This is a genomic window from Candidatus Thiothrix putei, from assembly GCA_029972225.1.
In the GTDB taxonomy this organism is placed as follows: Bacteria; Pseudomonadota; Gammaproteobacteria; order Thiotrichales; family Thiotrichaceae; genus Thiothrix; species Thiothrix putei.
Map to the genome: position 1 here is coordinate 3,735,953 of CP124756.1, position 12,559 is coordinate 3,748,511.

12 protein-coding genes are annotated in these 12,559 nt (G+C 50.1%); all 12 read right to left on the reverse strand.

Going from position 1 to position 12,559, the window contains the following annotated elements; all coding sequences use genetic code 11:
* Positions 1–13: 13 nt before the first annotated feature.
* Complete coding sequence (gene rplM / locus QJT81_19190; GenBank protein ID WGZ93885.1) at positions 14–442, reverse strand: 50S ribosomal protein L13; 429 nt, start codon at positions 440–442, stop codon at positions 14–16.
* Between the two features lie 304 nt (positions 443–746).
* Complete coding sequence (locus tag QJT81_19195; protein WGZ93886.1) at positions 747–1,835, reverse strand: glycosyltransferase family 2 protein; 1,089 nt, start codon at positions 1,833–1,835, stop codon at positions 747–749.
* A gap of 16 nt (positions 1,836–1,851) precedes the next feature.
* Positions 1,852–2,754 (reverse strand): glycosyltransferase family 2 protein, encoded by a 903-nt coding sequence (locus QJT81_19200; protein WGZ96517.1) that lies wholly within the window; start codon positions 2,752–2,754, stop codon positions 1,852–1,854.
* A gap of 2 nt (positions 2,755–2,756) precedes the next feature.
* Positions 2,757–2,939: a hypothetical protein gene (locus QJT81_19205; GenBank protein WGZ93887.1), complete on the reverse strand. Its 183-nt coding sequence runs from the start codon at positions 2,937–2,939 to the stop codon at positions 2,757–2,759.
* A gap of 18 nt (positions 2,940–2,957) precedes the next feature.
* Entirely contained in the window at positions 2,958–5,036 is a 2,079-nt protein-coding gene (locus tag QJT81_19210; protein ID WGZ93888.1) for an HAD hydrolase-like protein, read from the reverse strand.
* Positions 5,021–6,283, reverse strand: a complete 1,263-nt coding sequence (locus QJT81_19215) for a glycosyltransferase (protein WGZ93889.1) — start codon at positions 6,281–6,283, stop codon at positions 5,021–5,023. The genes QJT81_19210 and QJT81_19215 overlap by 16 nt, the downstream gene beginning before the upstream one ends.
* A 54-nt stretch (positions 6,284–6,337) precedes the next feature.
* Positions 6,338–7,222 carry a class I SAM-dependent methyltransferase gene (locus tag QJT81_19220; protein WGZ93890.1) on the reverse strand — a complete coding sequence of 295 codons (885 nt, stop codon included), beginning with the start codon at positions 7,220–7,222 and terminating at the stop codon, positions 6,338–6,340.
* The gene (locus QJT81_19225) at positions 7,188–8,120 is read right to left on the reverse strand and encodes a lipid A biosynthesis acyltransferase (protein WGZ93891.1); all 933 of its coding nucleotides are present in this window, start codon (positions 8,118–8,120) and stop codon (positions 7,188–7,190) included. The genes QJT81_19220 and QJT81_19225 overlap by 35 nt, the downstream gene beginning before the upstream one ends.
* Complete coding sequence (locus tag QJT81_19230) at positions 8,104–9,318, reverse strand: ABC transporter ATP-binding protein (protein ID WGZ93892.1); 1,215 nt, start codon at positions 9,316–9,318, stop codon at positions 8,104–8,106. The genes QJT81_19225 and QJT81_19230 overlap by 17 nt, the downstream gene beginning before the upstream one ends.
* Entirely contained in the window at positions 9,315–10,085 is a 771-nt protein-coding gene (locus tag QJT81_19235; GenBank protein ID WGZ93893.1) for an ABC transporter permease, read from the reverse strand. Before QJT81_19235 ends, QJT81_19230 begins: the two co-directional genes overlap by 4 nt.
* A complete protein-coding gene (locus tag QJT81_19240; protein WGZ93894.1) occupies positions 10,085–10,819 on the reverse strand; it encodes a peptidylprolyl isomerase in 735 nt (244 codons plus the stop codon). The genes QJT81_19235 and QJT81_19240 overlap by 1 nt, the downstream gene beginning before the upstream one ends.
* Positions 10,820–10,925: 106 nt before the next feature.
* Positions 10,926–12,458: a hypothetical protein gene (locus QJT81_19245; GenBank protein WGZ93895.1), complete on the reverse strand. Its 1,533-nt coding sequence runs from the start codon at positions 12,456–12,458 to the stop codon at positions 10,926–10,928.
* Between the last annotated feature and the right edge of the window lie 101 nt (positions 12,459–12,559).

A 12,559-nucleotide genomic window follows, 5' to 3' on the forward strand; every position in this document is an offset into this window, starting at 1 on the left:
CATTCCTGCCCGATCAAAAGTCCAGCGCTTGCGGCTGCTGTGCTTGGTGGTTATGTTCTGTGCCAGCGTAAATTTTCATTTTACGGTACATGGCGCGACCCAGTGGATTCTTTGGCAACATGCCTTTAACAGCCAGCTCGATAACACGACCGGGAGCACGTTGTTGCATCTTTTCAAAGGTGAAGGCACGCATGTTACCGATATAGCCGGTATGATGGTGATAGGTTTTGTCTTTGGCTTTATTACCAGTAATACCTACTTTGTCTGCATTGATAATAACGATGTAATCACCGGTATCAACGTGCGGGGTGTACTCTGGCTTGTGCTTGCCACGCAAACGCCGGGCAACTTCGGAGGCCAAACGGCCTAGCGCCTTACCTTCGGCATCGACGACGTACCAGTCGCGTTTTACCTCAGCTGGCTTTGCACTGAATGTTTTCATCTTGCTCAATCCACTTCTTAAATCTGTTTTGCCGATCCACCCCAAACCTAAAAAGGTGGGGGAACAAAGAAACGCGGCATTTTAGGGTAAGTGGCGCTAATTCTCAAGTGTTTACCATCAGCCAACCCACAAAAAAATGCCTCACACAGACGGAGAGGCAATAATAAAGAGACAAACACATGAAAAATCAGGCAACCATTACTATCAATCTGACATAAAAAAACGCGGCTCATGTGAGCCGCGCAATTACCACCAAAGGAGGATGGAGGAGTGTTAAATCGGTAGTAAACAATATATGAATATTCTAATATTCGAGCTTTTCCTTGTCAACATTCTGTAACAAACTTTTCGCACATTTTTCATATCTTTGGTGCGCTAATGCACCTAAAGAGGGCGTATGCAATACGCCCCTACCAGTGGGGATGGGTAGGGGCGTATTGCATACGCCCTTCCCTCCAACATCATCCACCCAATAGGCGCGTTGCACACTAATCATCTTGCATACCACGCGCGGCAATTTATCGTAACGCTTCCCCAAACGAAAACCGATGAGTTTCACTAGGGTTTGTAGCGCCGCGAGTGGCAATAACCATTTGCGACGTTTAGACAAATACGTAATCAATGAACGCACATACACCCAAGCTTCACGATCAGGTAATCCAACCGCCTGCATCAACGGCTGCTCGGCGGCATGAAACACCCCCACATCAAAATAGCGCCTGAAAATCTGAATCAAAGAATAATGGTGTGAATGTTCCACGGTACTATCAGCCGCATACACCGTTTTCCACCCAGCCAGCAACAGACGTGCTGCCACATAACTGTCTTCACTAACGATAATATGTTGCGGAAACCCACCGATGCTGCGCAACGCACTCGCCCGATACACCGCATACACATCCGAGGCAAACGCCGCACGATACCCCAGCGTTTTAAAACTCTCACGATCACGCACAGACACTATTGCAGGATACGTAAACTCACGCGCATGGCATTCTAAGGCATCCGCATTTGCACGTGGTAAGTGCCGCCCGTAAGTCATTCCCACCTGCTCATCATCGCAATGCCTCAACAACTTTTCCAACGAATCCACTTGTTTGAGGACTGCATCTTGCGTCAGGTAAACCAGAAACGCCGCATCCGGGCATAATTCTGCCGCCAATTGGCGTGTGCCACCGTGGCTGAAATCACGCGGATGAATACACTGCACCGCTAGACCCGCAGCCACTGCCAAGTCTGCCGTATGATCGTCAGACATGGAATCAATGACCAAATAACGCCCTGCCTGCACCGTCTGATGCTGAATAGCCTTGATCCATTCCGGCCACAAACGCCCGGCATTGCGCGTCAACACGATAACAGCCACATCAGGGCGCGAAATTATTGTTGTCATAAGTATATCCCTGTGATTAAGCAAACAGCAGTAACGCCACATTATTCAAAACGCCCTGCTTAAATAGCCGGTGATGTAAAATATGTTGCCGCCGTTTCCAACCGCGCAAATGGCGTAACCCGGCAACAGCCTCCACCAGTTTGTAATCCTCAGCATCTAACTGCTCACCGAAACGGTGCAAGAAAACGTCTGCCTGTTGACTCCATGCCTCAACCCGCTCACTCAACCCATTCACAGTGGCTGGCTCTGCCCCGATCTCGTTATCCTCATGCTGGCGATACAACAGTAACGGGTGTGGTAAAGGCTGTATCTGCCCAAACCATGCGCATACCAAGGCCAACCAACGGTCATGCTCCATCGCATACACCGGCAGCGGAAAAGCCAATTGCGCCGCCGCACGATTAAATGCCGTCGCACAACCCGTCACCACATTATTCAGCAAATACGCCTGCTTGCGCTGATTCACCTCAAAACCACGATAGTCCCAAAATGACACCGTTTGTAAAACCCGCCCCTGATCCACCACCACCAAATCGGAATGCACCAACAAGGGGGATTCCTCACCATACTGTGCTTCCAAACGCCGCAGTGCCGTGTATTGCAGTTCCACTTTTTCGGGAAACCACACATCATCCTGATCGCAAAACATCAAGCATGGCGCGGTACTCGCCTCAACCAAGCGGCTGAAACTCAGCTTGCTTCCCAAATGACTGCCATCCAACAGCAAACCTGCCAGCTTTTCCGGGTAGGCTGCCTGCCACTTCAGCAAAATACGTAAGGTTTGGTCAGTCGAGCCATCATCCCGAATCAGCAATTGCCAATCCTGAAACGTCTGCCTTTCCAGCGAAGCCAATAACTCAGGCAACCAGCGCTCACCGTTCCAAGTGGACAGTAAAATCTGCACCCGCACACTATCCATACTCACGCAGACTCAAACCACCCGCGCCACCACTTAACCGCAGCACGATCTAATAAAAACAAGCGCAGGCGTGTAGCGTACCAAATTGTCATTGCCTTGATTCCGGGGCTAAAACAACGCCCACGCCCCGATGAAAAACGGAACGCCAGCGCATACACAAACAGTTTTACTGGACTCAGCACCATAACAGTCCCCTTGGTTTATTATTTTTTTACGGTGTGTAAATACGCGATCCGAAACACAAAATTCGCAATCCCCAACGGCATCCGCTCAAACAAGGCATAGCGCCAAGCACTCAACTCCAACCGCTGCCACAAACGACGCGGACGTAATAAATCCCCCCAGCCCACCGCTTGATTCGCCAGAGCCAACACATGGTCATGCCCAAAATCTTCGGTATGCACTAACTTCGTCAACTCACAGGTTTCCTCTGTCGTGGGGTAAACCACCGCACGCTCTAACACACCGTGCACATAAGGCAATAATTGTTGACTAGAATACCCAGTCAGTTGCTGAACAGCGCGAAAATGTCCCCAATGATGCGCGATACCTAGCTGCATCTGTGCCACCAACGGATTGCAAGCCAATTCAGCCTGCCGGTCAGGAGCCTGTGCGGACTTCAAAACCGGCACAATACGCCCATCTTGCTCCCGGTAAGCAATCGTGGTTGCCTCGTGAGAACGCGCCCCCTGCTCAAAAATCTCCTCAAACTCGGCGGGAATACGCTCGCAGGCATTACCCCGTCGCGAATCATGCACAATGCCTTCACAGGTATTATCGTCCCCAAAGTCCGCATACAATTTCGGGACAAAGGCAAAGTAATAACCCTGTAACTGCGGAAAATCCTTACGCATTCCAAACGCCTGCTTCAAGAACTTCTGCACCGTGCCATTCCAACCAATATCCACCAGCGCCACCCGCTGATGCGCGAAAAAACCCACCTGTTCCAGATACCGTTGCAATAAATCGCGGTGCTGCTTACCCTCAGCCCGAATAATAGCCTGTACCGCTTCATCCTGGAGAAAGTGATGCAAACGCACATCCTCCCAATCATGAATCGGCGCGGAAAAATCCTCAAACCCGTGCTGTTGCGCCAATGGCTGCAAGGCAGCTTCCGGCAAACCGTACACCTTACAAACCGAAGCTAACCCCTGTTGCTTGGGGTTATAGAACGCCACTATTGCTTGCGCATGACTCAAGCCATCTGCTGTTGACGCTGCCGTTATGACACGCCGCGATAAATACACGTACTCAGCCGGAACCGTTGCATCTGTCGTGCGGTACAAACGTTCAAACAAAAAACCATCACGCGCCACAAACAACAACTTTTCCAAGGGCTTACCTGCATCGGCCTGCTGCTGCAAACGTTCTTGCAACCCTTGCATAAACACACTAAAGGCGGGGCCCAATACATCACGCCCATAACGAAAAAAGAAATCACGCGGGTTTAGGCCATCTTGCTGCTGGCTACGGGTTTGCACGCATTCAAAAAAGTGCCGCCCTGCCCAAATGCCACCGCGTTGCGCCATACGTGCTGACAGCACCTGACGCTCACGACGACGTAAGTCTGCTTTTTCATATAACCAAACACCCTGAACCCCAGTACGGCACGCCATGCGTCGATCTGAAATGGGGTTATCGCCGATGTGAACCACCTGTTGGCTATCCAACCCTTTGACTTGCAGCATTTTCTCAAACAAGCGCCCGCTGTATTTACCCAACTTGAAATCCGCTGACACATAGACAAAGGTGAAATAATCAACAATACCCAGTCGCCGTAACAACTCACACAGCATATCGCCATCCAGATACATATCCGACATGGCAATAATTTCCAGGTTTTGTTCGCGCACCCAGTCCATGAAGACTTGTGCATCAGGCTTGACATACAGGGTTGCAGCTTCTAGCGCCAGCTCCGTTTGCCGAATAAACTGCGGTAAAGTCTCCTTCTCTCGCTCCCTAAGCGCAGTCGAAGAGAGACACTCCAGCCAACGGGTAAGTAACTCACTATAACGGCATTCATGATCAAAACCCGCCTGTACGGCTTCAGCACGTAACGCCTGCTCTGCTTGCTGACGCGCCCGCCACACTGTTTCCGCATCCATACCGATACGTTGGCTCACGGCACGGCACACCGCACGCTGCACTTCTAGCGGGTCGCCCACATAACGCCCCAACACCGTATCAAATACATCGAGGGAAACCAGCCGCACATCCTGAAGACGCGGTTCCAACCATACCCGAACGTGTCGCCAATCACGCACAATCAACTTTTCAGGCACAATTCACCCCCCATCAGCCATTGCTTGCAGCGGCGCAACGGGTTTAACAATGCCTGTCCCAAACGGAAAGCGCGGCTATGCAGCAATACGTGTTGCTGCTGTTGTAATTGCTGGATAAGGGCATCACGTTCGCGTATCCACCCATCACGATCAGCCACCCACTGATCACGTGCCGCTAAAGCTGCAACCTGTTGCTGAATTAACGTATCACGTTCCACCAGCCAACCATCACGTTGCACAATCCATGCATCACGCTCGCTTATCCAGCCATCACGATCAGCCAGCCATTGGCGCTGTTCTGCCACATGCTGCTGCAAATCGCGGATAATCTGGTCGCGCTCCGCAATCCAAGCATCACGATCACGGATTAACGGTAGCAACTCCTGCTCACGCGCCAGTAGACGTTGATGTACCAACGTCAACCACTCTTCACGGGTATAACGGTATAAATCCTGAAGTTGTGCCGACAAGCCAGCCAACGGTGCTGACAACAGTGGCAACCAACGCAACAGCAGTTGCATGTTTTCTTCAATCGCCGCCAACGGTTTTTCACGAATGGTATTGGTATCGTGCAAACGATAACCCAACAATTTCTCACCACTCAGAAATTGCACATGCAAACCTGCCGCCACTACCCGCAAGGCATACTCATAATCGTGCACATAGCGCAACTCGGCGAACTTCCCAACCTGCTCATACACACGACGATGGAAAAAGAAATTAGAGGTTGTAATCAGGAAATTACCACGCAGTAACGTTGCCTTGGTATTCGCATGAACGGCATAATCCCGCTTCAAACCTTCAAACCAAGCCACCCAATGGGGTTCCGCCTGTTCTTTGGGATTGGAATCTGCATCCAACACAGCGACATCCGTACTGATGAAATCAACACCCTGGCTCTCTGCCACGCCAACTAAGCGTTGTAAACGCCCAGCATCCCAGACATCATCAGAATTCAGGATGGCGAAATAGTCGCCCCGTGCAAGTTGCAGCCCTTCATTAAGCGTAGCAGGTGCACCCTGATTGCTTAGATGGCGTAAGCAACGTATCTCTACTGCCGAGTGTATTGCACAAACAGACTGAATCACCTGCCAAGAAGTATCCGTTGAGGCATCATCAATGATAATTAACTCAAACGCGGGAAACGATTGTGCCAACACTGACGCAATGGCCTGTTGCACCCATTGGGCATGATTGTAAACCGGCAGAATCACACTGACTTTACTGTTTGCGTGCTGCTGCGTCACGGCCTAATACCCCAACTTGTTATAATTATTACAATTTAATCAACCATCACTGTATCACTCATGCGTGAATCGTGCCTGAATATTGCGCCATGCCGTCGCCCCCCGACGCAGCATTTGCCAACTCCTAGTGGCATAAACCCGCTCCAGTTCTGCCTGTGCAAGTGCCAACTCCGTGTGTACTTTGCCCCATGTTTGCCAAGAAGCATCAATCGGCTTTAAGCGATGTTGGATGGTTCTTACTTTACCCTTAGGGGATTTCTCCACAATGGGGCTGCCTGCAATAATAAATTGGTATGCAACGGCCTCTGGCTCATGAAACTTGGCTAACGCTGCGGGCGTGGACTCTAAACCTGCCGCTTGCAAGTACTGCTTAATCACCTCATCCGGCAAATCATGCCAAGTATAGTCAATCTCATTCACTGCAAACCCAGCATCCGCCAGCAATGCCTGCACACTTTCAACTGTAAAAAACTTTAAGTGTGTCTCATCCAAAATACCCGCTGGCTCATAATCAAAATGCCCATTGAGTAATTCTAGGCGTACCGAAGCATGGGCAATATTGGGAATAGAAATCAGAATTTGCCCCTCATCCAACAACAAGGGTTTAAGCCGTCGCAGCAGTGACTCAGGGTGTTTCAAGTGTTCCAACACGTCAACCAAGGTAATAACGTCAAATTTCTCATCTTCTAACGCATCCAAACTCTGCGGGTCATCCAAATCCTCAGTGAAGACGTAATCACAATAACGCTGGGCTTGCCAAACAATATCCGGGTTGTGATCAATACCAATAATGTTTGCCTCACAACGTTCACGTAGCAAACGTGACATACTGCCATCACCGCAGCCCAACTCTAGCACGTGGGCATAGCGTGGAACGCGCCGTACAATTTGACTATGGGAATGGTTATCGTCCAGTGAGTTGGCTGTCGCCTGAGTCATTCTTGTTACTCCGTAGCAGAGGGAGTGCAGGCCATAACCACCAGTGACCGGGATTTTCCCGAATGCGCTGTTCCAGTTGGCTGGCAAGCATCCCCATCAATGCCGTTTCGTCATAATCATATGGATCAAGCAATGCCGTAAACTCTGCACAAACTCGACCCCCCCCCAAATCACGCATAAAGAATGGCGCGATCCATGCCTTGGTTTTTTTTGCAATTCGATAAATACCGGCAGGCAGGTCAATAGTACCGCTTATAAAATTAACTGTCACCCTTCCTTTATGCGCTTCTATGTATGGAACATCAAAAATCAACGCAATTAAGTGATCGTTAATCGCCCGATACAGGGGACGCAACTCACCGCCTTCCACTAAAAAAGGCCCGCCCAATGCTCGCTGTAAACGCTGCAATTTAAATAAACGGTAACGGTACTCGGCAGGATGTAGCCCATGAACGTTCGCATTACCACCATCACGGGTAATCGTACCTGTCGTCACACCACGCGCCCGCATCGCGGCTCCTGCCATCCAGAAACGCCCAAAATGCCCCCCCGTCAACATGACTCGCCTGCCTTGTTTACGTGCCTGCTCGATGGCGGCAAACCCTTCCATCTCAACAATTTGCTGAATGGGTTGGTATTGCAAGTACCAAGTATCCAGCGCTTCCTGCTCCACCATACGGTAATAATCACTGAGCCAACCTTCTACTTGCATCGCGCTCGCCTGAGGAAAAGCGCCTTGCATCTGGGTACGGATCAGCCCCTCCTCATCCTGCTTTTTGCGCCTAAAAAAGGCAGCTTGTTGCGCAGCTAATGCATACCCGGCTGACGGTGGCAAGCGACCATACAATGGAAACAACAGGTTATAGCGTAATGAAAAATCATCAGGACGTAACGGCATGTGCCACCTCACCCCAACGGTGCGCCAATGCCACCATACCAACCCCTTGATGCTGCCCAGCTTGTTGCACCCGAAAGTGACAACAACGTTCCCGCGAGTCATACACATGCACCCCGCTGCTGTCGATCAACCACACTTCTAAACAATATTCCCCAGCCAGCAATGGCAGTTGCTCAATACTGAAAGTAGTAGCAAGGATACCCTCCCCCACCGTTTGCAGCGTGACCCCATCATGCAAGGTGCTGATGCCGTAACATTGCACCTCATCATTACGCCGGATAACAATACCGACATGGACATCCCCCAGCGGACGATTCCCTTGAGTGGCTTGAATATGAATCGAAAAAGGCTCATACGTTTGAAACACATCACGATTCAAGGTAACACTGAGCAACAGCGGTAATCCTAGGTGGCTACCCTGTTGCTGATGCTTGAAACCACTAGGTAAATCTGCCCCGACAGCAGCTCTGGCACGCACCGCATCCTGATACGCATCCACCACCGTTTGCGCATCACCCAACAACCTGACTTTACCCTGTTCCAACCACACGGCCTGGCGACACATTTCCCGGACTTGATAAAGATTGTGAGAACAAAACACCAGCGTTGCGCCATTGCTCAAGATAGCCCGCATCCGATCCAAGGATTTTTTTTGGAAATATTGATCGCCTACCGACAATGCCTCATCCACAATCAATACGTCTGGCTCAATCACCGCTGCCACTGCAAACACCAAGCGCACAATCATGCCGCTCGAATACGTTTTCACGGGCTGTTGAGCAAACGCTCCCAACTCCGCAAACGCCAACACCGCTGGCAATTTCGCAACAATCTCTGCATGGCTCAGCCCGCGCAATGCCAGACCCAGCCGCGCATTCTCCACCCCACTGAACGCTGGTTGCAAGCCCGTGCCTAATTCCAACAACGCTGAACGCCTGCCCCGAATCTCACACCGTCCCTCCGTCGGCGGCAAATTACCTGCCAGCATTTTCAGAAAAGTGCTTTTACCCGCCCCATTGTCCCCCACCACACCCAAGGAAGCGCCTGCTGGCAAGGCTAGGCTCACCCCCTGTAATGCATGAAATGGCGTATGGCGCGGACGACGCAACAACCATTCCAGCAAAGCATCACGCGGATGCGCATAACGTCGATACGCCACGCCTGCATCTTCCAAGCGAATAGCCCAGTCAACACTCACAACACATACCTCACCCGTAACAGTAAGTGTTGGAATAACCACCACCCCAGCGCTACACAAGCGCTTGCCAACACCAGCAGCCCCGCAAATGCCTCCCACAAAAATCGCCCTTCCAGCAGAGCTACCCGGTAGCCTTCCACCAAATAAGCCAGTGGATTCCATGCAAACCAGCCCTGAAATGACTCAGGTACAATACTCATGGGGTAAACAATCGGTGACACCAGCAGCAATACCGTCAACAACGGTGGGATCAACTGACGCAAATCACGCAAGAATACGCCCAGTACCGCCAAACCATACGCAAAGGCTAACGAAAACAACAAGCGTAACAACAAAAAAGGCAGGTAAAACACGATAGCCAGTGGCTGACATTGCCCCTGCACACACAGCCACAACCACAATAACCCCACAGATAAACCTTCCACTATTAGTGAAGCCCCCACCGGCAACAGCGGCAATAGCACAGGCGGCAAAGGTGAATTGAGCAATAACTCACGACGTTCAGTAAGAATAGAGGGGGCACGCGTCAACACCTCTGCCAAAGCATTGAAGGCACTTAAACCCGCCAATAACCAAGCTGCAAATGCCCCTGTTTCGGTTGATGTTCCCAAACGCACTTGCAAAATCTCACCAAAGACCAAGGCATACACCAGCAACATGAATAGCGGTTGCGCCAATAACCAAAACACCCCTAAAGCCGTGCCGACATAACGCTCTTGTACATCATGCCGGAGCAATTGCCACAATAACGCCCAATGCGCTGCCATTAGCGTGCAGCTTGTTGCGATTTAAACGCGGTGCTCAACGACTCCAACAACATTCTTTCACGGTCTGTGCGGTATTCTTGTTGCAGTTCCGTCATAATTTCTGATTTTACTTCAGCAAAGGTTCGTGTTTCTGGCGCTTTACGATCCAAAAATGCGAGCAAATAGGCTTTATGGTTGTGAATAAAAACCTCACTCAATGGCTTATCGGCTGACAACTGCTCGGCTGCCTGAAAAAACACATCCGGTCGCTGACCTTGCTGAAACCATTGCGAATCACCTTCTGTCAGTTTCAGATCCACCGCATCACTATGTGCCATCACGGCTGTTTTGAAATCGGTTTTACCCGCAGCAACTTCGGCACGGATACCATTAAGTTTGTCACGTATTGCAGTCGCGTCACCTTCTTTAACCGCCATTTCCAACACGCGCACCCGCAAACGCAGCGGTAATTGGTACTGTTTTTCTTGGCGTGCTTGGTAAAGCTCTTCAGCACGGGCAGTGAAATCAGGCATACCTTCCTCACGAGCCGCGTCTAACGCTAAACGAGCTAGTTGATCATTGCGGAATTCGGTAACGAGTTTTTCCAACTCTGGGCTTTTATCCAACCCGCGCTCTAAACCTTGTTGTACCAAAGTATTGCGGATATAGGTCGTTTCTGACAGTGCAGAATCATCAGCAGCCAGTGCCGGAAACACACACGCGCACAGCAGCGCGAAAGTTAAGTGACGCAGCATAAACATATTTACCTGATAGCAAGCCATATATCATAAAGGGCAGCAGGAAAAGCGCCTGCCGCCCATGGTTTCCCCCGCTATTAGCGGGAGTGTCCGCTGTTAAGAATTAACGCTGGACTTTGTGTGGTAATGCATCACCAAAGCGAGCATTGGGATTATCACTAATGTTGCCTTCTAGGAACGCGGAACCAACAGCCGGTACACCTTTGTAAATGTTGCTGTTTGCATTGTAAGTACCCGCTGTTGAGCCGTAAGCCTCTGCGGCTTTGAAACCTGCTTTCAGGTCGTAGCCAGTGAAGCCCAAACGCGCCCAACCACTGACAAATGCTCCTGTAGTCACGCTTTGCTTCGCGTAGCTGGACAATACAGTACGGCTATCATCGTAAGATGGGTCTGTTGATTTGAAGCTAATGACGTTCACTTCACGATTCAGAGTACTGGAGTCAGGCTTTTTACCCGGCAATACTGGAGAGAAACCAAAGCCACTATTAGGTTTGGAGAAACCTGCTTTGGTTTCTTCACGGTCAAAAATGCCATTTTCAAAGTTGGCAACCACATCTTGATGGATACCGTGCTTTTTCATCGGGAAGGTGATTACCCAATCAGTATGACCATCATAACCACCGGTTGGATCGACGAAGTATTCGTTCATGACATGGGGTGCAAGCAGCACGTGTGCAATCGGATATGGGTTAGTACCACAGCGCGGCGTCAATTCATCTTTGTCTTCCAAACACGCATCTGCTTGCGCATTCCAATCAGTCACAACCATTTCACCCTCACCTGAAGCATTGCGCACCATAATGCTACTGCTGGCGACGTTACCCGATGCCAAGGAAGGCAGCAGGAAGGTTTCCGGGTCATGGGACAGATAATGCTGTGCTTGTGTACTGTAGTTATCAATCGCAATCGGGTCGATAGCAAACGCGGAACCTTTGGCGATATTGATGACGGCTGAAGAGCCAAATAACCCACCTGTTGGTGCTGAAAGACCTTTTGGAGGGGTGTTTTCAGATTCCACAACGCCTTTTTTATTGATAATCATTGGACCTTGGGTGAACGTACCTTTAGTCCAAGCCTCTTCAACCGTTTTGCAGTTGTTAGGTTTACCGTTGTTGTGCAACACACCTTGTTTGACTGTAGCATCATCCACAACACCCATTTCGATGACCTCAACATAACCTTCTTTGGTATCCGCACCAGTAACGCCTTGGTAAATATTGTGACCATTGAATGGCTGTTCTGCCAAACACTTACCGTCATCGCAAGAGGCTAATGCAGGTAACGTACAAGTACGGTCAGTGGTACTCAGCACACCTGTCCAGTTGCCAGAGGCATCTTGACCGTTTTTCACCGTACCAGTCCAAACATCTTCCGGTGACATGTAAATATTAAAATCCAACACGTCATGGCTGGTTTTACCTTCACGGAAACGGATCTTAACGGCCTTAGTCTGGTCAGTGGAGTTCACCAAGTTAATATTAGTGACGTAACCGCCGGTACCATTGTAGTAAGGGAACAGCAACACCTGACCCGTACCGTCTGGATTGATGTGTACCGCTTGGACACTCGTGATGACTCCCACTACACCTAAAATGCCGGTTGCGACACTGATGGCGACTTTATTTTTCTTGAACACTTGCGTGCCTCCTGGTTCTATCTTTTATATTGTTGACGGAGTATTGAAAGATTTACTTATTTAAATCTGCTTATTCCCAGACCCATTTGCCTCTAGGGATG